The sequence below is a fragment of the Zavarzinella formosa DSM 19928 genome, assembly GCF_000255705.1.
Lineage (GTDB): Bacteria > Planctomycetota > Planctomycetia > Gemmatales > Gemmataceae > Zavarzinella > Zavarzinella formosa.
Map to the genome: position 1 here is coordinate 693932 of NZ_JH636442.1, position 23173 is coordinate 717104.

A 23173-nucleotide genomic window follows, 5' to 3' on the forward strand; every position below is an offset into this window, starting at 1 on the left:
ATTCAGCGAAGCATGCCAAATCGTCTGCTCCATTTCCAGTTTGCTCGTTGGCTATTACTCGGGGTGCTGACAAAAACGAGGAATCGTCGCAATAGTCAAAAAACCAATAGGAAGGCCAAGGGTTGGCTTCAAGCCATCCGGGATGGGTAGCCCTGCGGAACGGCCCACTTCACTGCTCCCGACCACTTCCCCGTTCGACGACGAACCGGAAGAAGCGTCCGATCACTTCCTTTCCCGAATGCCCCTTTCTTTGAAAGTCTTTGGACATTCAAAAATCATCGACCGCCCAGGAGCATGTTTTTTATCCACAGGCTCCGAACGTTAAGCAAGTTAAAATGAATACTTAAGGTTAAACAGTTAGCCCCCGCGCATCCACTTGACAAACTTGCTGATTTGGACGGTTCCTGCGCCCATTAGGCCGAGTCGTTGCGCTTAATAGGCCGTGTCCCGATGCGCCTGATCGGCCGAGTGAAATGCGCCTGATCGGCCGAGTCAATTCACAGGCTCACCGACCGAAAACGGGACCGATAACACCGCTTGATTCCGACCCCGGACATGCGCTCAATAGGCCGTGGGAACAATCTTCGGCGTTTTGAGGCTTTTTTAACGGTTCCGAAAGCGGAATATGGCGGTCTGATGGCTGTTTCTTCGTGTTTTCACGTGTTTTCCACTGTTTTCTACGCATGATTGGCCGTGCGATCCGGCCTGGCCACGCCTTGGTTGCGTCTAATAGGCCGTGCCCCTATTCGGGCATCGTGCTGAATTTGATCGATTTCGAGGCGATGCCCCGGGCATGACGGCGGCGGGCGTGACGGGGCGTCTCGTAACGCGGGTCGCCAACAGGCAGTAAATTGCGCTTTAGAAAGTGAACGATCTCCTCCCCCTCCCCGTTTTTGTGCAGGAGCGAGGTGTATTCCGGAAGGGAGTCGTTCTCCACAACCTTGCGAACATCGATGGCAAAGTCGGAGAAACGCGAGGAGGAACCAGATTTCTCGTATAGCTGTCGCATGGTGAATTGCCAGCCCCCCTCTTGCTGCCCGGCGTGCTTCTGGGCGACCCGGTACAGCCATTTTTCGATTCCCCCCGTCAGCAAAAAATAATCCTCGTGGATGGTCAGAACCCCGCCCTTCATGAGGATGCCGTCAAAGAGCCAGTCGGGGAGGGTGAGCGTCACGCCGGTCGTCTCTCCGCTGGTCTCGTCGACGACTTCCGTCCAGCTTTCCAGCCAGTGAAAGGACGCGGTCTTCTTCCGGCCCTCGGCCCGGATGTTGGTGCGGACGGCCGTATGGGTGAGCCGCTCCAGGGCGGCCCGCAGACGGGCATAGTGTTCCCCGCCGGTCGGCCGGCGAATGGATTTCAGCAGGTTGTGCGGGTGAAAATGAATCGTCCGGATTGGCTGCAATCCGCGGTCCAGCGCCTCCGTAATTTGAGTAGATGCCCAAATCAAGATGTCGGCGTCCCAGATGGTGGCTAGCCCGAATTTCGGGTTGGCGCTGACCTCCACCCAGACATCGCCAACATGGTATTCGATGGGGGCGTAACGCGGTTTCTTGGCGAGGCTGAAGAACGGCCGTTCCATCGTGTCGCGCTGGTCGCGGATCGGGATGTCCGCGAAGTTGGCCGCGAACAGGTCCGGTTGATGATCGCCTCGTGGCGGAAGCCGCTTGGTCACGGGAGGATTCGGGAGTGCGGAAGGCGGGAGTCCTCTTCCTTGTTCAATCCAACGTGAACGCTCACTTAAGGTAACCATTGCCGCGAAGCCACGGTTCCAGCGCTTCCTCCAGGATGTCCTGAAGGGTGTTCGGGAACACGCCGTTCAACTGGCGCTCCAGGGAAGCCCGTTTGAGCGCTGTCGCAAAATCCGATTTGACGCGAGTCGTCAGCGGCACGCGGCCGACGACGTTCCCGACCGGCCCCTTCCCTTCCCGACTCTCTGGTGTCGCGGACACCGGTTTGGTTTTGGCAATCTCGCCGAAGACAAACGCTTTTTCAAGACGGGGGTCCGGCCCCGTGGTTTTCAACCCTTCGACGAGTGACTTGCGATCTGCGGCCATGTTTCCTCCCTGTTTTATCCGATTGCCCGTCTGACCCGTCGTGACGGCTTGCCCGCGAAGGCGTCCGGCAGGATTTCACGGAACAACGAGTTGACTTCGACGGCGGCCTCGCGTCCCCTCGCCCCGAGTTGCCACACGACCGATCCCTGCCCCGGCGCGTCCGCGTAGATTTGCCGCAGGATCAGGGCCGTGTGGGCCATCGGCAATTCGAGGGCGGCGGCGGCGTCTTTCATGTCCTGTGTCAGCCGGTAGGTTTTGCCGACCATGCTGAGGATGATTTTGGCGTTTGGCTGCCCGCCGCGAATATCCTGGGCCTGACGGAGCACGTTCGTGGCCTGGGCGAGCGCCCGCACCTCGAGCATGCTGGCCTTGCAGGGAACCAGGGCCAGGTCGGCCCGCAGCAGCAAGGCCCGGCTGGTCTCGGTGTTGCTGCCGGGACCGTCGGCGACGACAAAATCGCATTGCTGGCCAAGGGCCGGCAGCCGGTCGAGGATTTCGTCGGGGTCCGCGAGGGTGACGGCCGTCACGCCGGGGGCCGCCTCGCCGATCCATTGGGAGGACGAATGCTGGGTGTCGCAGTCGGCCAGCGTCACGCCGTGGCCCTGCTCATGGAGCCAGGCGGCGAGATGAACGGCCAGGGTGGACTTTCCCACCCCGCCCTTGGAATTGGCGATCACAATAATCATGCCCCGGACACTACAACGGCTGATGGCATGCTGGCAAGCAATATGTGTGTCATGCCGTCACGCCGACATAGCGGAGGCGTGGCCGGCCAGCCAGTCGGCTGGCCGCATGACTTGACAGCAGCCCGGCAGGAAGACAAGCCAGCCTGCTGGCAGGCTGGCTTGTCAGCAGGCTGGCAGAGATGTCGGCAAGCCATCTGTCCGGCAATCATGACGAAACCAACTTGGGAAATAAACACGCTTTCTTGGTCTCACCGCATTCCGGAGCCCGCTTCGCAAGATGAGCCTTCGACCTAAAATAGTCCTTGGGCAAATGAGTAATGTCATTGAGAAGAGTTGTTTTTCTGTGTCGGGTATTGGAGGCAAACACACGCTCGTCACCAGCGCCCCGCCAGGGCGGGGCGCTCCAATCAAAAATGAACCGGCGGGCGGGCGGCTCCACGACTGTCGCTTAATCGGCTCCAAACCCATCCCGCCGGTTGTCAAAGTTATTAATCCTCCGTCGGCCGCCGGTCAATCATCACTTCAAATCGATGTGCCGGCCGACGGCCTGCGGATAACCTTTTTCAAACGACGGAGGCAAAACCTCATGGCCGGTCGCCAATGACCGGTTGTTGACCGGCCATGTCTCGCCTTGGGGGCCGTTGCAACCGGACGATCAGGACCATCCCCGGGCCGTCCGGTTCCCTGGCCACTTCCACGATCTTCCAGTCTTGATGAATCGCCTCTTGAATCCGGTAATATTCCGCGCTCCAGACCAAGGCCCCGGTGAGGTCAAGCGAATAGCGAATCACCAGTTTCTCATCGGCCTTGTCCGGCGGCGACTCGTCGCTCATTGGATCAGTTTTTGTGTCGAGGAGAAGGCCGATGTTGGCAAGAACGGACCGGCCATGTCAATTTTTCTAACGAAATTGTCATATTATGACAGGCCGACAAGGCACTCTTGGCGGGGTCCTGAACACCTTCCAGTGATTCTGGAGATGTGTCGGCGGCTTGGTGAGAAACGTCGGGACATTTTTCAGTCCCGCAGGGACTTGTTGGAAATGCCGGCATAGAAGGTCATTGGCTCGCGAACGCCGTCTCCCTCCAACCGGAAGACAAAGCCCAGGTGGACGGCGGCGACAATCAACTCACCGTCGGTCACCTGGGTTCCGACGAACCGTTCGGCCAGGAAACGCAGGGCGTAGACTGGGGTTTTCCGGTTGACAGTCTTGGTTCTTTCCTTGATGGCCAACCAGTCACAGATGTCGTCATAACGTCCGAGGGGCTCCTCGACGAGCCGGTGGCGGGCCTTGTCAAAGGCGGCCAGGCGCTCGGCCATGGTGTCGCCATATTTGGGAGTATTGAAATATTCCGGGGAAACGACGCCAATGTCTGTCAAGCACGTGATTTTCAACATCACGGCGAGGATGTCGTCTCTGGTCATGGGAAAGACATTCCTTGGCTGGATTGTCTGAAAATAGCAGTGGAATCGCGAGGAAAAACTCCACTCATACCATTAGCCATGTCCGTCCACCAACATCAAACGGATTTTCGATTTTTTCGGATGATGGAACAATGATTCGCAGTGTCGCCCGTCACACAGATGAGTCACAAGACTTCAAAAAGCGGTGGCGCGGGGTGTCCAGGCGCTGGAATCGTCCTCGCCTCTCCGGCTATGGATGATCGGGTGATCTTGGTGCCTGAGTGCCTGAGCCGGCCGCACATCCGGGGCGCATGAGAAAGAATCGCGGGGTGAGAGACGTGAATTCGGTTCAACGCGCGCTGATCAACACCATATGTCTCGAACCATTTGCAACCGCGCCTCGCCTGGCTTACGCTGACTGGCTTTCGGCCAGCGGAAAGCCGGAAGAGGCGTCCGCCGTCCGGACGGTTCCCGAACCTGTTGATTTTCCGGCCGTCTTTCGCTTACGCCAGGCATGGACCATCGGCGAGGCGGGGTTGGGATGGGGCGCCGAGTCACAGGCCGAGGTGTTGATGCGGGGCGGGCTGGTCGAATTTTTTGCCGGTCCCTGTTCCGAGTTCATGTCCCGCGCGACGCCATTGTTCGCGCGTCATCCGGTCATCGGCGTGATCCTGACGGACAAGTGGCCGTGCCCCGACGCCGCGAAAACCGGCCTGAGCGGGTTCTGGAAAACCGGCGATCTGCCGCGACGAAACGGACCCGATGACATCCCGACCTCCCTCTGGAACTTGCTGAGGGCCGACCGGGTCTTTCCTGGGCACGGGGACTGGAAGTTTTGGACGACGTCCGGTGGCGCCCGCCGGGCGCTGTCCGACGCCTGCGTGGACTGGGCCCGCTCCCTCGCCGGGTTCCCGTCTCTGCCCGCGCCATGATTTTGAGAACCCGGCGGGGCGGACAGTTCAAAGGCCCGTCGTTGAATCTGCCGATCTGGCTCACGCCCGCCGTCATAGACTCAACGCCTCGCGAACCTGGTCTCCGGGCGTGAATGGTTTTGGCAGGAGCGAGGTTTTGTCCGCATTGCATGCCATGACGGATGGCCGTGTCATCGGTCAGTCCCGACGTGCACAGGACCCACATGGCGGCCGCGGATCCCGGGCATCACCACGTCGCTGATGAGCGGGCGGATTCCACCCGGATATCCCTCGCGGACTGACAGGGCCTCCTTGCCGCCGGTCGCCTCCATTACGCCGGGCGGCGGACTCGCATCGCCCCCGGCCTGTCGGACACAACCGGATTTGGATCCGGTGTCGGCTTTTGGGTCCGCGTGTCCGCAAGATTGGTTTAAGAAGTCGAATGAATGTGGCAACTTCAGCAACCGCGTGTGGAAGACGACAAGGTCAATTGTTGCGAGCCACCTAACATCGCGAGTTCACCTGCCAGACGATGGTGAACGCAGGGTCGGCAAGCTTGCAAACAAGCTGCCATGCAAGCAAGCTGTCAGGATGCCAGGCTGGCGATCAGACAGGCTTGCAGGACAACAATGCCGACTTGCCAGTCGGCAAACATGCCCGCAGGCGGCCAGGCTTGCCATCTGGAAGTCAGTCGCCTTGCTTGACCGCCCGCTGGAACGGTTCCATTTGGCCGAAGCGACGCATCGGGAAGACGCCTGAACACTTTCTGTTTTTTGCGGTGAGCACTCGGTCAGGGGGCAACGACCGCCGGCAGGGGAGCGCCGACCGGCCGAAACACCCTCCAAAAAGGCGCCAAAACGCCCCGCCCGAACGCCCCGTCAGGGCGCCAGGCGGGGGCATCCATGCCGGACCAATGCGTCAGCAAGGCAGGGATCAAGGTTACAGGGATTGATGGATGGACGGGATCAAAGGGGAGGGGCTCACCGCTTCTTCGACGCCGCCAGATCGGCGATGGCCAGACGCACGTCTTCCTCGCTCATGGTCCAGCGGTCGCCGTCGAGGCGGGCGATGACTTTGTTCTTGAAGTCGATGTGCAGTTTGTTTGCCAAGTCGTCGTCGTCGAGCACATCTGCCAGGATGGCGAGGGCGAGCTGGCTCGGCCCGCTTCCGGAAAATCCCCACGAAAAACCGTCGGGTGAATGATTCCTCAGATTTTGACGCGCATCAAGCAAATACCCGCCTCCTTCATGTGTGATGTCCAGCACCATCACCTCGCACCCATCGGGGGTGCGATCGCCCGCGTAATGTTTCATCGTGACCGCTCCTTTCCAGGCCGGGTTTCATCCCCCAACGGACCGGGCGAGATGGTCATGCCCGGTTGGGTGAAAAGGTGTTCAAACCGGGACAAGATGTGCCACGGGTCGCAGACTCTGGCAAGCAAAAATGTCGAGGGCGGCAGAAGCCGCCCTCGATTCGTTCAGGCGGCTTGCGTCTGCTCGCCGATCCAGCGCTTGCCCCTGGCGGCGGTGATGTTGAACTGTTCCCAGAGATGCCGCTCCTTGAAGGTCAGGTGAACCGTGCCTTTCTTGAAAAACCTGATCTCGAAGTAACGGCTTTCGGTGGTGTTGTCGAACGGGGCCTTGACGTTGTGCCCGAGGATCCGGAACTTGTTGTCCAGGGCTTTGGCGATCGTGTGGCATTCGGCAAAGTCTTTGCCGTCCAGCACGCACATGATCCGGTCGAGGTCGTTGTAGATGTCGATGCCGCTTCCCGTGTGGCCGTAACGCAGGCTGAAGCTGTGCATGTATTTGTCATCAAACGAGCAGCCCCACGGAAACACAAGCTTCTGGTTCACCTTGTAACTGTCGTTGGTCTTCCAGCCTTCGGTGTGGTTGGTGTTGCCGTTGGCATAACTGGTCAGCTCGTCGAACACATTCGCCACGGACTTCTCGAACAGATTGCCGCGTTGCAGAAAGACGTTCTCCAGCGTGCCCTTGATGTTGTCCTTGGTGAAGGGAATGTTGCCGTTGCGTTCGATGTCACGGAGGAACTCCTCGGTTTGCTTCTTGTCCAGCCACTTGCGAAAGTCCATTTTCCCGAACACCTGCGTCCAGGCATCGCGGCGGTGCTTGCGGACATACTCGGCCCTGGCGTTGTTCACATTGTCCAGCGCCAGTGTCAGGATCTTCTCATAGTCCGTGCTGTATCTGCTGATGTCATTGGCCTTCATGTAAAGCGAAGCCTTGCGGATGTGCCGGAAGGCCTTCAGCATGTGCTCGTTGGCCTGGTCGTAGTAATGCTGCATGTTGCCGAGTTGGTCACGGATCGCCAGCATTTGGGCGTCGCCGCCGATGTCTTGATTGACGGATTTCTCCGACGACGCGCTGGCCCAGAGGTCCACGGCATCATCCTCGGATGTTTTTTTCAAATAGACCATCGCGACCCGCACGTCGGTCTTGCGGACGGCGTTGCCGAAGCAGTCGCCCAGAAACTCGACGTCGCCGTGCTTCTCGATCAGGGAAGCCAGACGTTTGCGGGTGGCAGAGAAGGGGTTCTTGATCGTTTCTTCGTTCAGCAGGCAGACAATCTCGCCGTCATGCAAAAAGTCCCACGCCCGCAGCAGATGCTCGTCGCCGTTGGAAAAAGGCGGGTTCATCACGATCGCGTCGTAATAGCACACCCCGGAGAAGCTCAGCCAGTCATGACCGACCACGGAAAAATCCTTGCCGATCAACACGGACACCAACTCGGGCGATTGCTCGATGCAATCTACCCGGGTTCGACGGTGGCGGGTGGTGATGGCCTCGGCAATGTCCCCTTTGCCCGCGCTCGGTTCGAGGAAATGGGTCGCGTCGCGTGACACACGGGCCAGCATTTTGGCGACAACGTGGGCGGGAGTCGGGAAAAATTCGGAGTCAAACATAAATCCCCCTCATGCTTTGGTTGATGGGTTGGCACCATGAAAGGCGTTCAACGCCTTCACAATCATCGTCGCCTCGGATTCGGCCCTCCCGACCTCCTCCCAAAACGGAATGCTCACCAAATGGGAGCCGTCGGGGTAAAGCACGGCGAAGGTTTCGTCGCATCCGTCCGTGCTGCGTTCGTAAGTGAATGGTGTCATGGGGTATTCCTTTCTTGTTGGTGAGCGAGGTATCGAGCGTGAAACGCCGCGATACCTCCTGGCACGTGCCGAACGCGGAGGTGGGAGCGGAAAGGGGGCGGGCGGGAAGTATTTTGGCCCGCGAGGAATCGACGCAGGAGAGGGGAAAATACTTCCCGCCCGCCCGGAGGCTTGCCCCTTGCAGCCGAGAGGAGGCGGAGCCTCCTTCTTCTTGCGTTCGGGATTGGAGGGGAGCGAAGCGGCCGGCTTGCCGGCCAAAGCCCCGCAAAGCCCGGCCCGCAGGGAACGCCCTGATTCACTATTCGGGATGCCAGTCATCCTCCTTGATCTCTCCAGACCTCGCAAGGCATGCACAAGCCGGATCCGGCGACAAAACATTCGGCCCGGAACGAGCCGCCAACTGTCTTTTCGCAGGACAGCCCGCGCGCATCACCGGGCAACGACGCCAACGCGCCAAAACATCCGAAAAACAACACTCCGTGCCATCTCGCGGTTGTGGTGGCTGTTTACTCCACAACCCTGGCGCGTATGATCTGGCATGCTTCGCGTCACCCAACAGTCGAACTCAGCGGCCGCCAAATCCTATTACTCGCAATCAGACTATCTGAGCGAGGGCCAGGAACTGGTCGGTTCTTGGGGCGGGGAGGGGGCGAAACGGCTTGGGCTGGACGGCGTCGTGGACAAGGAATCGTTCGACCGGCTGTGCGACAACATTGATCCGCAGACCGGCCGGTCGCTCACCGTCCGCACGCGGGACGACCGCACGGTCGGCTATGACCTCACCTTCTCCGTTCCCAAATCCGTGTCCCTGCTCTATTCCCTCACGGGCGACCGCGAGGTGCTGACCGCCTTCCGCGAGGCGGTTGATGAAACCATGCGCGACATCGAGCCGGAGATGGCCACCCGAGTCCGTCGCGGTGGAAAGGATGTTGATCGCGAGACGGGCAACATGATCTGGGCCGAGTTCGTCCACACCACTTCCCGGCCCGTGGGCGGGATTCCCGACCCCCAACTGCACGCTCATTGTTTTGCCTTCAATGCCACCTGGGATGATGAGGAATCACGATGGAAGGCCGGCAAGTTCAAGGACATCAAAGCCTCGGCCCCGTGCCATCAGGCGGCGTTTCGCGTCCGGTTGGCCGGCAAGCTCCAGGATCTCGGATTCAACATCAGGCGAACGCGCGATGATTTTGAATTGGAGGGCGTCGGGACGGCCACCCTCAAACGCTTTTCCCGCCGCACCGCCGAGATTGAGGCCAAAGCCGAAGAACTGGGCATCACTGATCCGCATCGCAAGGGCGAACTGGGGGCGACGACCCGCGAGAAGAAATCCAAGACACTGAGTTGGACCGAACTCCAGAAGGCATGGGACGCCCGGTTGACCCCGGCCGAGCGCGAGAGTCTGGCCAGTGTCCATCGCCGCGAAGCGAAATCGGCCCGGCCGTCCGGCGGCGAGCGGCTCTCGGTCGATCACGCGTTGGGGCATGTCTTTGCCCGTTCCTCTGTCGCCACCGAGAAGGAACTGCTCACCGAGGCGCTTAAACGCGGCATCGGCTACGTCACCGTGGACGGTGTGCGGGAGGAACTGGGCCGGCGGCCGTTGATTCGCCGTGTCATCGAAGGACGGGCTGTCGTCACCACGGAAGCGGTCCTAGCCGAGGAGCGCGCGATTGTTGATTTCGCCAAAAAGGGGCGGGGCCGCTGCCGGCCGCTCGGCGATCCGAACCGGCCGTTCGTCCGTGACTGGCTGAACGCCGGCCAGAAGGCAGCCGTGCGTCATGTGTTCGACTCGCGCGACCGCGTGTCCGTCATTCTGGGCAAGGCCGGAACCGGTAAGACCACCATCCTCCAGGAGATCCGCGACGGGCTGATGGAGGCGGGCAAAAATTGCGTCGCACTTGCCCCATCGGCCGCCGCCAGTCGGGGCGTGCTTCGGGAGGAGGCAAACTTCGCCACCGCCGACACGGTGGCCCGTTTCCTGAAAGACACCGCCATGCAACGCGAGGCAAAAGGCGGTGTCATCCTGCTCGACGAGGCCGGCCTGCTGGGCTGCCAGGACACGCTGGCCCTGTTCCGGGTCGCCGAAGAAATTCAGGCAAGAATCATCATTATTGGCGACTTGCTTCAGCATCGCTCCGTCAGCCGGGGACAACCCCTGAAACTGCTGGAGAAAGAGGCGGGACTGCCGGTCGTCACCGTGTCGGAGATCCTTCGCCAGACGGTGAGCGGGTACAAGCAAGCCGCCAAGGAGCTGAGCGACGGCCGCACGGCCGAGGGACTGGCCGTCCTCGACAAACTCGGCTGGGTGAAAGAGCTTCCCGACAACGAGCGTTACCAGGCGCTCGCCGAAGCTTACCTCTCGGCCGTCCGGGAGACCAAACGCGGCGGCGGGCACAAGACCGCCCTGGTGGTGACCGCCACTCACGCCGAGTCCGCATTGATCGCGGACTCCATTCGCTCCGGCTTGAAAGAATCCGGCGCGCTCGGCGAAGAACGCGAGGTGGGGACTTGGATTCCAGCCCATTTGACGGAGCCGGAGAAGGCCGACGCGGCCAACTACGCGCCGGGCGACCTGCTGGTGTTCCACCAGAACGCCCCCGGCATCCTGAACGGCTCGCGGCGGGTGTTGAGGGAAGGGGAGGCGTTGCCGCCCGCCCATCCCGACCGTTATGAGCTTTACCGTCCCGCGTCGATGCGGATCGCGGTCGGCGACCGCATTCGCGTGACCGCCAAATGCAAGGCCAAGGATGGCAAACGGCTGGACAACGGGGCGCTGCACACCGTCAGGGCGTTCACGCCTCGGGGCGAGATCGTCCTGGACAATGGCCGGGTGGTTCCAACGCATGGCGGGACGCATCTCTCGCAAGGATATGCCATCACCACGCAAGCCGCCCAAGGCCGCACGGTTGACAAGGTGTTTGCCGGGATCTCGGCCCAATCTTTTCCGGCGACCACGAAGAGGACCGCGTATGTGGCCGCCACCCGGGGAAAGGAGCAGGCCATGTTCTTTACCTCCGACAAGAAAGAATTGTTACGGGCGATGCAACGGGCGGACGAGCCGATGACGGCGACGGCTCTCGCCCGCAGCCGTTTGAAACCGACACTGACGCGGCGGCTTCGCAAGCAGCTTGCGTTTGGCCGCCGGCTTGCTACGTTCGCCCAAACCCACGAACCACGACGGCCGACGGAAGTCCGCCGGCCGCAACGGGAGACAGGCCATGACCGATAAGAGGCAGTTGGCGAGTTTGTTCGAGGGCAACTCCCTGGCGGCACTGGCGAACCGCCCCAAGCGGGATGAGGACGCGGCGCCGGAGGCCGACGAGGATTCCTCGTCGGCCTTTGGTTACCTGCGAGGGGCGAGGGACCGGGCGCTGACGCTGGAATTCCGTCACCGAAACGGCGACATCGACTATTTCCCCTACTCGTTCCTTGCCGGCTGGCGGTTTAATCCCTCCGCAGGATTGCTGGTGAAATTCACGGCCGACGTGGTCACATTGGCGTTGATCCGGGGCAGCAACCTTGACATGGCGGTGAACGGGGGAATTGTGAGCCTGACCAACGGCCTGACGCGTCATCGGATCACGTGGATTGGTGAATTGGATGAGGACGCCCTGAAACGGGCGGGAGAGGGTGAGCCGACGATTGACCGGATCGAGGTGGCCGAATTTGAGTCGGCCGACGAGCAGCGTCAATGGCTGGTCCGGATGGCCCCGGTTTTCGCGCGGGAAGCCCCGGGGGGTTGATCGGCCGCGAATCATTGATGATCGCCCCGCTTGCAATCACGCGAAAGCAGTGATAACCCTCGCAGGCATGGACATCAGAGCCCGCATCCAGGCCATCCGGGAGGCCGACCCGAATTTCTGGCGTGATCCCCGCACGCTGGAGGTGGCCAAACTGGCGTGGGGCGCCGAATGTCATGTCAACCCCCACGGGGTGTTTTCCCCCTGCCCGAAAGAGATTGTGGCCCGATGCGGGAAGGCCGTCGCCGAGGTTGGCATATGCCGGGTCCGGGATGGGATTTTCGTGTTTTGCACGAGGCTTCAGACAGGCAATTACGGATACAGTTACGCGCCAAGCGTCTGGGTTGACGAACCTTATGCGACGGAGGAGGAAGCGCGGAGGGCGGGGATTAGGGAATTGATCGAGGGAACGGTGGCAAAGCCCGGCTTGTCCAAGGCCGAGAACGCGGAATTGTCTGTGTTGAGGGCCAGATTGATGGGGCAAATCCGTCAACCGACGTTGTTTTGACGTGATCCGATGGAATTAGCGGGTTCTTTCCAAACAACGCCCTTGGCACCCGCCACCCTCCGCCGCTCCGGCCCGGTTCGTGCGTCCAATGCTTGATGTGTGAGCACGCGCGGGCGATTTCCCCGTCCGTTCTCGGTTTGGATGAGCGTCGTCCGGGGTGTCGCCCCAACCAAGGCGGCAAACCGGGTTACCGCGAGCCTGACTGAGGGCGGATTGGCCCGTCGTCGGATCGCGTTGGGTTGTCGAAATGGATGAGGACGCCTTAAAACGGGCCGGGGAGGACCATGCGCTTTGTTCAACGAATCACCTCGATGGCGACTCCCAGGCTCAGGCCGCCCCATGACTTGTCGGCCGTCAGCACCGGGAGCCCGCGAGACAGCCCGAGCCCCAGGCACGCCCGGTCGGCGAACGAAAGGCCCAGAGACTTGGTCGCCGGAATCAATGACGCGGCCATGACAGCCTGGTCCGTGTCGAACGGAACGACGAGCAGTTGATGCCGGTCGACATGCCGCCTGGAGTCTTCCAGCGAACCGCTGAGCCTCACGGCCCTGGCGAGAATTTCAGAATAGTTGACGGATGAGACACAAGCTTGATGCAACCGGGGGGCCACGACTTCGCCGCCCCTCTCCGACAGCAACACCGCCAGAACGGCCGAGGCGTCCAGAACGACTTTAACCATGAAGATTATGAGCGAGCAGTTCCTCCGTTTCGGCCTCGTCGCGGGCAGCCTCGTCGCGGCGGTCGGCGATCAACTCGTCGACGATGCTAGCCCCGGGCGTGACAAACTGGCGGAAGTAGTCTTGCGTCTCGCGCAACACCGTTTCGTGACGCCGGACGAGGAGGCTTTCGCCGTCACATTCGACGACCAGCGTTTCCCCGGAATGCAAGCCGAGTTCACGGCGCAGGGTGGCGGGGATCACGATTCGACCGTCTTCCCCGAGTTTGACGTGTTCTATTTGCATGTCGAAATCCTTTTACTGACAATGTGTTGCGAGGGAGCGCCGTCATGGCGGTTCTTGGCGATATTTTTAAGATTGCCACGACACGGGATGCGTTGTCAAGGATTTTGAGATTCGACAGGCGGCCGGCCACATGACAATTTGTCGGAGCAAGCCGGAGTCTGAAAATTGGACATTACACTCAAGCCATTGACGCGATTGGTTTTTTGGCATTGATCTTGCGACGGGATTCGCGACAAACCGGCCTCCGGCCGGCGCCAAGGCTTGCCATCACCGGCTTTCCGAATTCAGGGTCCCGACGCCCGGAGGACGGCGGGCATGTCGCGGGCGGCGTGGAGAACACGAATGACCTCCACACCGTCAGCCACTGGTCGGTACAGAATGAGGAGGCGCTCGAACCCGTCGACATGCCAGCGACGGACGTCCTCGTAAGGAAGTTCGTCCAACCCCAACAGCACGCCGATTCCCGGAAGGTCAAGAATCTGGCCGAACGCGCGCTCGGCGTTTTCAACGAACCGTAGGGCCAGGGCGGGACCGGCCGCCGCCCGGAGGTACGCCGTCATGCCCTCGACATCCTCGGCCGCCAGCCCGGTCATGTGGACGACCCGGTCAGCCGTCATGGCCCGGTCCGGGATCGGCAATCCGGCGAAGGCGGTCCCAGAAGGCCTGGGTCGCGGGTGCGGCAGGCCGGCTGCTCACCCCCCGTTCGATCTCCTGCTTGAGCCACGCGGCGAGGTCGGCCGGGTCGCTGACCTGGCCTTCCAGAAGGCTCAGGGCCGTCCGGATCACCTCGTCCTCGGACCGGAAGCGGCCGCTGGCGAGTTGCTCGCGCACGAAAGCCTCCAGGTGGGGTGGTAATGAATGATGCGTGGTCATCCGGCGATGGTACGCCGATTCCAAGACAATGTCAAAACTTCTCGCCGGCCCCGACCGGTCGGGCCGGCCGTCCGGCGGCCAACCGCTCCCCGGTCGAGGTGAAGAAAAGTTCGACTTCCTCGACCGCGTCTTCCGGCGCATGCTCCAGGACGAGGTTCTTGGCCGCCTGCCAGCGCCCCGCCGTCAGATGATGCCGGACCGCCTCGCAGACGGCCGGCGGCAGGGCAATATCGCGGTGAAGTCGAACAAAATGCCTTCCGTCGGCGAAGTCGGTGACCGCCTCGACGTTTCGTACTTTTTGACCCATGACCGGACTCCCGCGGGCACAGACGCCAGGATTTTCCGCCCGTCTGTGCCCGCAGAACGAGGGGATCGCAAAGACCAAACCGCCCAACGCGGACGGATGGTGAGGCTGACAGGGCGACCGGCCGAAGCCGCATTAATGACAAGTATACTTGGTAGACATATGAGGGGGCAAGGGGTTCGATGAAGTCTTTTAAACCCACCGCCCCATGGCCGATCCCCTCGCCACTTTGTTCGGAGCGCTCGTCCGCAGACGGCGGGAGGCCACCGGTCTTTCTCAAGAAGAAGTGGGGGAACGGACAAACCTGTCCCGGAACTACATCGGCATGGTCGAACGCGGGGAGACAAATCCCACCCTGCGGGTTTTGCAGAGCCTCGCCCAGGCCCTCGGCACGACGATGGTCTCGCTCGTCCGCGAGTTGGAGGACTCCTTGGGCGGCGGTTGAACGGCCGGCCGTGACATGAACCTGCAATCGTCACGGCGAAACCGGTCACCGGCCAACCCGTTTGGCGGCTTCCATCCGGGCGTCGACAACCGCGTTGGGAGCCTTGAATTTGCCGGCCGCCCCTTCTTGCGGATCCACCCGGCGTCGGGTCAGTAAGAAAGGGCGTAGGCCGGCGACTTGCTCAAACGGTCCCGGTTGCGGATATAAGTGAGCGTGGTTCGCGGGTCCGAATGCCCGGCGAAATCCTGCAAGTCAATCACATCACAGCCCCGCTCCCTCGCGGTGGTCAGGGCCGTCACCCGCAGCGAATGGACCGAGACATTGGGGTCCAGCCGAAGACGACGAACCAGCGAGGAGACCAGTTTCTGCACGGCCCGCCGGGTCAGCGGCCGCCCTGAAAAGCGAGCGGGATTGTCGGCGGTGGGAGCCCGCCGGGCCCGAAACAACGGCCCGTTGCGTTGGTCCCGAATGCCGGCCGCGTCCAGCCAGGCCTCCAACCGTTCGGCCGCCTCCGGATGCAGGGGCACCCGTCGCTCCTTGCCGCCCTTTCCCATGACCTCGATCACCCGATGGACTCCAGCCATTTTAATGCTGCCCACCTTGAGGCGGGTAAGTTCTCCGACCCGGCAACCGGTGAAGGCGAGGACGGCCAGCAAGGCCCGGTCGCGCAAGCCCGCCGGGGTGTCGATGGGCGGGGCTTCCAACAATCGACGGCAGTCGCCCGGGGCCAGGCCAACCGTTTTGCCGTCCCTCGGGACGGCCGGGGCGGCCACGAAATCCGAATGGGCGGGATTGGTGGCGACGAGACCGGCCCGTTGCAAAAATCCGAACAGGGATCGCAGGACCGTCAGCTTGCGACGGATCGAGTTGTTGGTCAGTCCGGAGGCAGACAGATGATCTCGCCAGGCGGTGACATGATGCGGACGCACGCCAAGCAGCTTCTCGGGTTCCTCCGTCGGCAGGCCGGAAAAACTTAGGAACTGGCCGACATCCAACCGGTAATTGGATCTTGTGTCGGCGGATGTGTATTTGGTAACCCAGCCATGGCATGCTTCGGCCACCCTGGACCGGACATCGGGGCTCGGTGAAGCGGCGACATCGCCGGCGGAAGGGCCGGAAGGGATAAGGAAATTGTCAAACGGGCCGTTGCTCATCGGATCAAAATCACGTCGATCCCCAGATCAACCCTGGCCCAATCCCGGTCAGCGGTCAGCACGGGCGCCCCGTGCGCGGCGGCGGTGGCCAGACAGGCACGATCAGCGAATGAAAATCCCAAGTCTCGCGTCGACTGGCGAAAACCGGCGGCCCGTTCCGCGACAGGCAGGTCAAAGGGGATGACGGCCCACTGTAGTTCGGCCAGATGACGCTTGACGTCGGCCAGTGGCAATCCGCGGTCGGCGGCCTTTGCTAGTGTCTCCGAGTAATTGACGGCCGACATGACCGCTCCGTTCCCGTGGCGCAGGACCATGTCGGCCCCCGGTTCGCCGAACAGAAAGGCCAGCACGGCCGAAGAATCCAGGACGGGATTACTCACCATCTTCCCGGCGGGCCTCGGCCCGGCGTTCGGCGATCAATTCATCGACGACGCTCTCCCCCTCCCGGCGGTACGGGGCGAACGCGGCCTGGACCACCCGGGCCACCTGTTCAAAGGTGCGCAACCGGATGCCGTCTTCGTCGGTGGACAGGATCAACTCGTCTCCGGGGGTGATGTGAAGCCGGGAGCGGAGCGAACTGGGGATGACGACCCGGCCGGCCGGATCAACCCGAACACGGGAGGAATCAAGGAATGTGTCAGTGGTCATGGGCGTCCCTGCTGTAAAAGTGAATGGAGTCTTCGACCACCATGACACGACGGGTGGGGAATGTCAACAACCATCGAATTTGGGAGCATGGATGCCCCGACCCGTCTTGGCCGGGCAGACAAGGGCAAGGTTCGCATAACCCACTTTAGGCGAACCTTGCCCATGCCTGTAGCCAGTTTATTTACTTGTTTTCGACCAGGCGATGATTTCCGCATCGACCAGTCACAAGCAAAGTTTTTGAGTAACGTTTCCGAAACCGAATGGGCTTTCTCAGCGGTGACTTCGGCCGCACTGAGCAGTTCCACCGACGCTTGATCGAGGCACATAACGCGTTGCCCAAGCCCTCAGTGGATACACACTACTTGGTCTGGCACTGTCGGCTGCGCCGAATCGGTCGATTACGCCAGTGTTGCCGTCGACGCCATGTTGGTATTGCCTGCCCATCCCTCGGACAAGAAGCGAACTGCGTTTCCATAACTTTGGACTTCAATGTATACTTGGGTGACTCACCCGAAGAGGCGTCCGAGATTGCTATGAGCAATGCCGTTTCCTTCCAAACGGGCCATGTGCTCAACGTTGCCCCGCTGGAACTGGCCGGCGGCCCGGTCCAGGCGGAACGGCTGCGGTACGTCGATGCTAACTGGCTCAGGGAGCTTCGCAATCGAACCCGCGAAACGCATGTGGTGCGGCGTGAGCTACGGACCGACACCGTCGTCTGCGTCCCGCTAAAGTGTGAAGCGGCTTCACTCGGCGGCTCTACCGAGATTATCGACCTGAAGAAGGATCTCTACCTCGCGGCGTCCCTCATACGGAACGCCCTTCTCGCCTACCTAAACAGCATCAAGCGAACAGTCCTTCACCTTCGGCCCGTCACGTTTCTAGCGAACGGGGAGAGTGACGATTACTTCGCGGCAGCACTTCCACAAGGGGTGAAGAACCACGGCCAGTTACGGGTGAGTCCGGTCTTCGAACTCGACGTTCGGGTCATTTCGCCGGAGGACCAACCCGCTTACGTGGCAATCATTTTCGACGGCTTCGTCTCGCGCCGCATCCTCGCAAACTGCACCGATCTGATTCGAGATGGAGTTGAAGTCCGCGGCGTGTACGTCAAGCGAATTGCCGAGACAAACGATCTGCGTCTCGCCCCGAAGCTCGAAACCGTCGGCCAGGTCGCCTCGATCAACGGCGACACCCTCACGCTCACGGACCACCGAGAGGATACGCCGACGATTCTGGCGAGCGAGGCGTACCCGCAGGCTCGCGGTGAGTTCTTCGACCGCTGCGTTAGGGCGATTTTCCCTCGACATGCGTCCATGATGCTCACGTGCATTGAACAGGCGCGGGCCAACTTCCGGCAAGGGGGGCAGCTGCTCGACCGACTCAGTTCCATTCGCAGCCACCTCGGTAAGCAGAGGCTGCCCCTCCCGCAGGGCGTCACCCTCAAGCTCGATTTCTTTCTCGCGAGCGCTGCAAAAAACGACCTGCATCCGTTTCCGAAGGTATACCGTGCGAGAAGCCCGGTATACCTCTTCGACTCCGCGACATCGAGCAAGGCGTGCGAGTGGCCTGTGGACGCGGGCATTACTCGGTATGGCCCTTACTCCAGCCGCGGCTTCACCCCGAACCGTCCGCGGGTATGCGTGCTGTGCCAGAAGGCCAAGAAGGGCCAGGTGGAGCAGTTCCTCGTGAAGTTCAAAGAAGGCGTCGTTACCGGGGGAGACGGCATTCAGCCATTCGAACAAGGATTCCTCGACAAGTACCATCTAAGCGGGATCGACTTCGAGTTCTTCGTCACCGAGACCAACACGGGCTCGGCGTACCGCAAAGCGGCCCGTAGCGCGATCGCGAGCGTTGGGCCAGGAGGGCATAAGTGGGACATCTGCTTCGTCCAAATCGAAGAGCGGTTCAAGGACCTCCCGAACGCCGAAAACCCGTACCTGATTTGCAAGTCCGAGCTTCTAACGCATCAAATGCCGGTTCAGGCGTTCACCGTCGAGACGATGGAACTGTCCGCTTACTCTATCCAGTACGCGCTGAACAACTTCTCGCTCGCCTGCTACGCGAAGATGAACGGGACGCCTTGGCTGTTGAAATCCGACCAGCCACTCTTGCAAGAAATGGTGGTCGGCCTCGGCAGTGCTCGCATCGGTGACTCTCGGCTCGGCTCAGGGCAACGAGTCGTGGGGATCACGACCGTGTTCACCGGCGACGGAAACTACTGCCTTTCCAACTTGTCGCGGGCTGCGTCGTTCGAGACGTATCAGGACGAGCTTCTCGAAACCCTGCGGCTGGCCGTTCGGCAGGTGAGGGCTGACACGGGCTGGCAGTGCGCCCGCCCGGTCCGGCTCGTGTTCCACGCCTTCAAGCCGTTCCGGGACGCCGAGATCACGGCCGTGATGCAAGTGATGGAAGACCTCGGAGAATTCAACGCCGAGTTTGCTTTCGTCCACGTTATTGAGGATCATCCGTACCGCTTGTTCGACCTCGACCAACAGGGGAAGCCAGACAAGAGAACACGCTCGACCAAAGGAGTTTACGGGCCAAACCGCGGCCTCTTCATGCTGCTCTCGGAGCGAGAGGTGCTTCTCACTCTGACCGGCTTCAAGGAGGTGAAGCGGCCCGAAGACGGAGTGCCACGGCCCATCTTGCTTCGGATCCACGAAAACTCCACCTTCACGGATCCCGTCTACCTCGCCCGCCAGATATGTACCTTTGCCGGGCACTCGTGGCAGGGGTTCTTCCCGTGCGACATGCCGGTTACAATCGAGTATTCCGCGATGATAGCAAAACTTCTCGGCAATCTCGCAACTCTGCCCGGTTGGAATCCGTCCTCGCTCCTCGGAAACATCGGCTGGACAAGGTGGTTTCTGTGAACACTGGCCGCGAGCGACTGTTGTCGGATTCCCGGCTTGCCCTTGAGCGACAGATCCGGGGCGAGGCAAACGTCGATTTCGCGGACCGCTTGTTTGCGGCCTGGCTGCTTGGCGTGGACAAGTTCCCTTTCAACGATGCGAGCGAACTGCAAACGCTCGTAGATGAGCGAACCCGAAGCTACCGCGAGGTGGCGGCACTCGGCTTCGCCGCCCAGCGGATGAGTCCTGCGTGCCCCTTCCGCACCGAACTCTGTGAAGCACTCACCTGGCTCAGCCAGCGGCCGATGACCATTGTCGCCACGCCGGCCGGATTCCTCACCGATCCGGTGGCACTCCTTGGAATCGCAAATGGAGCTCGCTGCTCCGGTGACCCAAGTGTGAAGAGGGCCGTGTCGGCCTGGATGGCCCGGGTTATGACGGCTCGCGAGAATCTTCCGGCTGCCGACCCGTGGGAGCGGTGCCTGATCGCCGCGGTTAGCAACCTCCTTCAGATGCCGAACGGCCCAGAAGTCCCGTGCGATCCCGGAGTCGCTGATTGTCGGCTTGTTCTTCGAACCCGGGGATCGCTCACGGCGACCCACGCCGCCGACAATCAGGCTGACGAAGCTAGTCTTCTCCCCTTGCTCCTCGACGAAAGCGGGGAGGTGTTGGAATTCACCCGCACCGTTATGCGCGCTGCGGCATTCGATGTTTTGAAAACCGTTACAATTACCTCGGGTGTCGTCGGGGGATCTAATCGCGGAACGAGCCATTCAGCGGCAGAGGAAGGAGTGAAGTCTGTGAAAAAAGTCTTTGTGAGCTACTCATGGGATTCGGAAGAACACCAGCAGCGGGTTCGACAACTGGTGGACGACCTGCGGGGATATGGGTTCGCGGCGACGATGGATCTCTACGAGCCTAACCCACCACAGGGCCTGCCTGCATGGATGGTTGAGAGCATCCGGAACTCGGATTTCGTTCTGGCCGTCATCACCGAAACATACCGCAAGCGGTGCGAAGGTGAAGAGGAAGAGGGAAAGGGCAACGGTGTGAAGTGGGAAACCGGACTCATGATCCGGCGGATTTACCAAGACGGTTTCGTAAACGCAAAGTTCATCCCCGTGATCCTAAACAAGGCCGACTCCAAGTCGATTCCGAGCGTGTTCCTCGGAAATGTCTACTACAATGTTTCCGAGCCAAATGGGCTGTTGGGTCTCGTGCGACTCATCTCGGATCAACCGGAATACGTGCCGCCCCCGCTCGGTCGCACGCCGGTGCTTCCGCCTCGGAACGCGGATTTCAGATCGGATTAACCAATTCACAGACGACAAGCGGACAACTTGCTGGACCTGACGGATCGCGCGTGCCCCTTCCATACTCTTGGCATCCACGCCAACCATCTGTCCAAAAGCTGTAGCAGTGACCGGCAAATTGTTTCTCGCGTATCGAGGTGATATGCCAACTCCGCACATAAATCTGGCGGGACTCCGAATCGTTTTTCGGTTTTTATCCGTTTCGTAAGGGCAGCACTCCGGTTTGGTGGGCGGTATGCAACATTAGGAAGAGGGTGGTAGGTTGCGACGGCATTTCGACAAACCCGCACGATTGATAAAAGCAACGGGCTGGTTCGGACAAGGCATGCACCAGCACGGCCACCACCCCTGCCATCTCGGCCACTTGTAACGCCCGCCGCACGACATCTCGCAGCAGCGCATGCCCGATTCCTCGGTTTTGATGTCGGCGATCAACCGCCAACCGACCCAAAACAAGGACCGGGATGGGATCGGGCATGTTGCGGCGAAGGAAACCCGGCGCGTCGTCGTGATCGACGGCGCCGGTGGACAGGCAATAATAACCAATCACCACCTCGTCCTCGCGCAGAACATATGTGCGGGAGGCACCCGAGAGGTCATTTTTCACAGCCCGTTTCTTCAGCCAGTCGTTGAGAGTCACCACGCCACAATCGAAGGTGTCCACGTCGTGCCCGTCAGTGATCGGCGTGGGCGGCGTCAGACGCCCCGATGTCATTCCCAGGGTGCTTTCGTCAGCAATAGCCGACGCAGGCCATCGGTCGGCAGAGGCGGGTTGTCCAGCATGGAGTGGAACCGGGCGAAGGCTTGGTGATCCAGTGGAAAGAAAACTTGATCGAGCAAGATGTCTTCGGCCTCGCGGCAGGCGGCCTCCAGAATAAACCCTTCGCGCGAACGCCCCCTCCGGTCGGCGGCCAAGTCAATCAAGGCTCGCTGTCGCTCTTCGGTTTGGATGCTGATTACGATGGGAAACTGCTCTTGGTTGTCTGCCATACATATTAATGTTAATTGTTTAACATATATTAAATTAAAAATTCTTTTTTGTCAATTAATAACATGCCAGCGGCCTGTCTGAACTTGTCAGGGGTGTTTCTGAAGAGTTCTCGCTCAGCCGACCAATTCCAGACCGGCTGACAAAAGGGCCCGGCGTCTTTCCAGGGGGAAGCACGCCGGGCCCTCGGTTGTTTGTTTTTGTCGCCGGAATGGTTTGCCGCGAGGTTCCGGTTGCTTCTCAAGCCTGTTTGGGTTGTGCCGGCAAGCCCTACTGACGGCAAGCGGACTGTGCCATCGCTGAACTCACCAAGCCAAGTCGTTCCGCAGTTGACGTGAAAAAGAGTTCGACCTCATCGTGAGCGTCTTCGGGAGCATGTTCCAAGGTGATGTGTTTCGCCTCGTCCCAGCGGCCCGCCGCCAAATGACGGCGCACCGCCTCGCATGCCTCGGCGGGAAGCAAGATGTCCCGATGAAGGCGAACGAAATGCCGGTTATCGGCGTAGTCGGTGACCGCCTCGACGTTTTTGACTTTTTGGCCCACGACATAACTCCAGGCACAGCAAGCGAGATCTTCGGAACACGCTGCGCAAGTGTGCCGAGGGCCGATTCCGGCTTAAAAGGAAGATTTAAAACCGTATCGGTGGGGTCACTCACGACGAACCAATAGTTCCACCGCCCAAGACCACTTCGCGGGCCTCAGTGAACAAAGCCGATGTGAACAATGACAAAGTAACTATAGTTCGCAGACTGGTCGGCCGTCAAGTGGTATCGTCGGCGATGTGTTTGGAATACTGCTGAAACAGGCCCGGCTGAGCGCCGAGATGACACAGGAAGACCTGGCCGTGAAGGCGTTGCTGACCCGCGAGTACGTCAGTTTGCTGGAACGGGACAAGCGCAGTCCCACCATCGAGGTCTTTATCCGGCTCGTTCGCGCTGTGGGATTGTCACCCGGCGAAGTGATCTTGGAAGTCGAGAAGTCGCTGTCGCGGTGAGCCAATCCGAAAACGGCGAACCAATCGTCCTGACTGGTGCTGCCGTCACCCGCAAAGTTGCACACCCCCAAAAGTCCGGCAGAACACCCGCCCCTCTCTGGAACGGTTCCATTCCGCCTGTGCGCGGCACAGGGGAGATGTGTGAATACTTTTCATTTTTTAGGCTCATCCGAGAAGTTCGTACTCAGGGGTTGCCAAAAAAGAGGAGCATGCCGTTT

The 23173-nt window shown here is 60.6% G+C and carries 28 protein-coding genes; 9 read left to right on the forward strand and 19 right to left on the reverse strand.

From position 1 onward, the window contains the following. Positions 1–742 precede the first annotated feature (742 nt). The 5 genes from BGIM_RS0124100 to BGIM_RS0124120 all read right to left on the reverse strand — a co-directional run bounded on the left by BGIM_RS0124100 (position 743) and on the right by BGIM_RS0124120 (position 4163). The gene (locus tag BGIM_RS0124100; RefSeq protein ID WP_020472286.1) at positions 743–1672 is read right to left on the reverse strand and encodes a replication initiator protein A; all 930 of its coding nucleotides are present in this window, start codon (positions 1670–1672) and stop codon (positions 743–745) included. Positions 1673–1733: 61 nt separating this feature from the next. Beyond that, complete coding sequence (locus BGIM_RS0124105; protein WP_020472287.1) at positions 1734–2054, reverse strand: hypothetical protein; 321 nt, start codon at positions 2052–2054, stop codon at positions 1734–1736. 14 nt (positions 2055–2068) lie between these two features. After that, the gene (locus tag BGIM_RS0124110) at positions 2069–2740 is read right to left on the reverse strand and encodes a ParA family protein (RefSeq protein ID WP_020472288.1); all 672 of its coding nucleotides are present in this window, start codon (positions 2738–2740) and stop codon (positions 2069–2071) included. A gap of 584 nt (positions 2741–3324) precedes the next feature. Continuing rightward, the gene (locus BGIM_RS0124115) at positions 3325–3573 is read right to left on the reverse strand and encodes a hypothetical protein (protein WP_020472289.1); all 249 of its coding nucleotides are present in this window, start codon (positions 3571–3573) and stop codon (positions 3325–3327) included. A gap of 182 nt (positions 3574–3755) precedes the next feature. After that, complete coding sequence (locus BGIM_RS0124120) at positions 3756–4163, reverse strand: hypothetical protein (RefSeq protein ID WP_020472290.1); 408 nt, start codon at positions 4161–4163, stop codon at positions 3756–3758. Between the two features lie 317 nt (positions 4164–4480). Here BGIM_RS0124120 and BGIM_RS0124125 point away from each other — a divergent pair, with 317 nt between their 5' ends. After that, positions 4481–5074, forward strand: coding sequence for a TIGR02996 domain-containing protein (locus BGIM_RS0124125; RefSeq protein WP_029630389.1), 594 nt, complete (start codon positions 4481–4483; stop codon positions 5072–5074). A gap of 959 nt (positions 5075–6033) precedes the next feature. On the opposite strand, the gene BGIM_RS58160 is transcribed toward BGIM_RS0124125, so the two are convergent. The 3 genes from BGIM_RS58160 to BGIM_RS0124145 all read right to left on the reverse strand — a co-directional run bounded on the left by BGIM_RS58160 (position 6034) and on the right by BGIM_RS0124145 (position 8174). Beyond that, on the reverse strand, positions 6034–6366 hold the full coding sequence (locus BGIM_RS58160) for a DUF6166 domain-containing protein (protein WP_020472293.1): 333 nt from the start codon (positions 6364–6366) through the stop codon (positions 6034–6036). Positions 6367–6530: 164 nt separating this feature from the next. Continuing rightward, positions 6531–7976, reverse strand: coding sequence for a DUF4942 domain-containing protein (locus BGIM_RS0124140; RefSeq protein WP_020472294.1), 1446 nt, complete (start codon positions 7974–7976; stop codon positions 6531–6533). A 9-nt stretch (positions 7977–7985) separates the two neighbouring features. After that, on the reverse strand, positions 7986–8174 hold the full coding sequence (locus BGIM_RS0124145) for a hypothetical protein (RefSeq protein WP_020472295.1): 189 nt from the start codon (positions 8172–8174) through the stop codon (positions 7986–7988). Between the two features lie 538 nt (positions 8175–8712). Between BGIM_RS0124145 and mobF the strand changes: the two genes are divergently transcribed. The 3 genes from mobF (at position 8713) to BGIM_RS0124160 (ending at position 12422) form a co-directional block, all read left to right on the forward strand. Beyond that, positions 8713–11403 carry a MobF family relaxase gene (gene mobF, locus BGIM_RS0124150; RefSeq protein ID WP_020472296.1) on the forward strand — a complete coding sequence of 897 codons (2691 nt, stop codon included), beginning with the start codon at positions 8713–8715 and terminating at the stop codon, positions 11401–11403. Next, positions 11393–11917: a hypothetical protein gene (locus tag BGIM_RS0124155; RefSeq protein ID WP_020472297.1), complete on the forward strand. Its 525-nt coding sequence runs from the start codon at positions 11393–11395 to the stop codon at positions 11915–11917. The genes mobF and BGIM_RS0124155 overlap by 11 nt, the downstream gene beginning before the upstream one ends. A 67-nt stretch (positions 11918–11984) precedes the next feature. Next, on the forward strand, positions 11985–12422 hold the full coding sequence (locus tag BGIM_RS0124160) for a hypothetical protein (protein ID WP_020472298.1): 438 nt from the start codon (positions 11985–11987) through the stop codon (positions 12420–12422). 295 nt (positions 12423–12717) lie between these two features. On the opposite strand, the gene BGIM_RS0124165 is transcribed toward BGIM_RS0124160, so the two are convergent. The 5 genes from BGIM_RS0124165 to BGIM_RS0124185 all read right to left on the reverse strand — a co-directional run bounded on the left by BGIM_RS0124165 (position 12718) and on the right by BGIM_RS0124185 (position 14564). After that, positions 12718–13101, reverse strand: a complete 384-nt coding sequence (locus BGIM_RS0124165) for a type II toxin-antitoxin system VapC family toxin (protein WP_020472299.1) — start codon at positions 13099–13101, stop codon at positions 12718–12720. Then, complete coding sequence (locus tag BGIM_RS0124170) at positions 13094–13384, reverse strand: AbrB/MazE/SpoVT family DNA-binding domain-containing protein (protein WP_020472300.1); 291 nt, start codon at positions 13382–13384, stop codon at positions 13094–13096. The genes BGIM_RS0124165 and BGIM_RS0124170 overlap by 8 nt, the downstream gene beginning before the upstream one ends. 284 nt (positions 13385–13668) lie before the next feature. Beyond that, positions 13669–14001: a type II toxin-antitoxin system RelE/ParE family toxin gene (locus BGIM_RS0124175; RefSeq protein ID WP_020472301.1), complete on the reverse strand. Its 333-nt coding sequence runs from the start codon at positions 13999–14001 to the stop codon at positions 13669–13671. Then, positions 13991–14257: a type II toxin-antitoxin system ParD family antitoxin gene (locus BGIM_RS0124180; RefSeq protein ID WP_052639979.1), complete on the reverse strand. Its 267-nt coding sequence runs from the start codon at positions 14255–14257 to the stop codon at positions 13991–13993. Before BGIM_RS0124180 ends, BGIM_RS0124175 begins: the two co-directional genes overlap by 11 nt. 31 nt (positions 14258–14288) lie before the next feature. Continuing rightward, a complete protein-coding gene (locus BGIM_RS0124185; protein ID WP_020472303.1) occupies positions 14289–14564 on the reverse strand; it encodes a hypothetical protein in 276 nt (91 codons plus the stop codon). A gap of 205 nt (positions 14565–14769) precedes the next feature. On the opposite strand from BGIM_RS0124185, the gene BGIM_RS0124190 reads away from it, so the two are divergent. Further along, entirely contained in the window at positions 14770–15006 is a 237-nt protein-coding gene (locus BGIM_RS0124190; RefSeq protein ID WP_020472304.1) for a helix-turn-helix domain-containing protein, read from the forward strand. Between the two features lie 149 nt (positions 15007–15155). Here BGIM_RS0124190 and BGIM_RS0124200 read toward each other — a convergent pair whose 3' ends face one another. The 3 genes from BGIM_RS0124200 to BGIM_RS0124210 form a co-directional block, all read right to left on the reverse strand. Continuing rightward, the gene (locus BGIM_RS0124200) at positions 15156–16067 is read right to left on the reverse strand and encodes a tyrosine-type recombinase/integrase (RefSeq protein ID WP_238537708.1); all 912 of its coding nucleotides are present in this window, start codon (positions 16065–16067) and stop codon (positions 15156–15158) included. Between the two features lie 89 nt (positions 16068–16156). Further along, positions 16157–16543, reverse strand: coding sequence for a type II toxin-antitoxin system VapC family toxin (locus BGIM_RS0124205; RefSeq protein ID WP_020472307.1), 387 nt, complete (start codon positions 16541–16543; stop codon positions 16157–16159). Then, on the reverse strand, positions 16533–16808 hold the full coding sequence (locus tag BGIM_RS0124210; RefSeq protein ID WP_020472308.1) for an AbrB/MazE/SpoVT family DNA-binding domain-containing protein: 276 nt from the start codon (positions 16806–16808) through the stop codon (positions 16533–16535). The genes BGIM_RS0124205 and BGIM_RS0124210 overlap by 11 nt, the downstream gene beginning before the upstream one ends. 533 nt (positions 16809–17341) lie before the next feature. Here BGIM_RS0124210 and BGIM_RS0124215 point away from each other — a divergent pair. Both BGIM_RS0124215 and BGIM_RS0124220 read left to right on the forward strand, forming a co-directional pair. Further along, positions 17342–19681, forward strand: coding sequence for an argonaute/piwi family protein (locus BGIM_RS0124215; protein WP_020472309.1), 2340 nt, complete (start codon positions 17342–17344; stop codon positions 19679–19681). Then, positions 19678–20973 carry a toll/interleukin-1 receptor domain-containing protein gene (locus BGIM_RS0124220; protein ID WP_020472310.1) on the forward strand — a complete coding sequence of 432 codons (1296 nt, stop codon included), beginning with the start codon at positions 19678–19680 and terminating at the stop codon, positions 20971–20973. The genes BGIM_RS0124215 and BGIM_RS0124220 overlap by 4 nt, the downstream gene beginning before the upstream one ends. 193 nt (positions 20974–21166) lie before the next feature. Here the strand turns inward: BGIM_RS0124220 and BGIM_RS0124225 are convergent, their stop codons facing one another. The 3 genes from BGIM_RS0124225 to BGIM_RS0124235 form a co-directional block, all read right to left on the reverse strand. Continuing rightward, positions 21167–21688, reverse strand: coding sequence for a GNAT family N-acetyltransferase (locus tag BGIM_RS0124225; RefSeq protein WP_020472311.1), 522 nt, complete (start codon positions 21686–21688; stop codon positions 21167–21169). Then, on the reverse strand, positions 21685–21963 hold the full coding sequence (locus tag BGIM_RS0124230) for a type II toxin-antitoxin system TacA family antitoxin (RefSeq protein WP_020472312.1): 279 nt from the start codon (positions 21961–21963) through the stop codon (positions 21685–21687). Before BGIM_RS0124230 ends, BGIM_RS0124225 begins: the two co-directional genes overlap by 4 nt. Before the next feature lie 268 nt (positions 21964–22231). Further along, positions 22232–22504: a hypothetical protein gene (locus tag BGIM_RS0124235; RefSeq protein ID WP_020472313.1), complete on the reverse strand. Its 273-nt coding sequence runs from the start codon at positions 22502–22504 to the stop codon at positions 22232–22234. 238 nt (positions 22505–22742) lie between these two features. Here BGIM_RS0124235 and BGIM_RS0124240 point away from each other — a divergent pair, with 238 nt between their 5' ends. Together BGIM_RS0124240 and BGIM_RS68355 are read left to right on the forward strand one after the other, a co-directional pair. Continuing rightward, positions 22743–22955: a helix-turn-helix domain-containing protein gene (locus tag BGIM_RS0124240; RefSeq protein WP_020472314.1), complete on the forward strand. Its 213-nt coding sequence runs from the start codon at positions 22743–22745 to the stop codon at positions 22953–22955. Positions 22956–23096: 141 nt separating this feature from the next. Further along, a partial coding sequence (locus tag BGIM_RS68355) for a hypothetical protein (protein WP_390567419.1) occupies positions 23097–23173 on the forward strand: 77 nt, incomplete at its 3' end.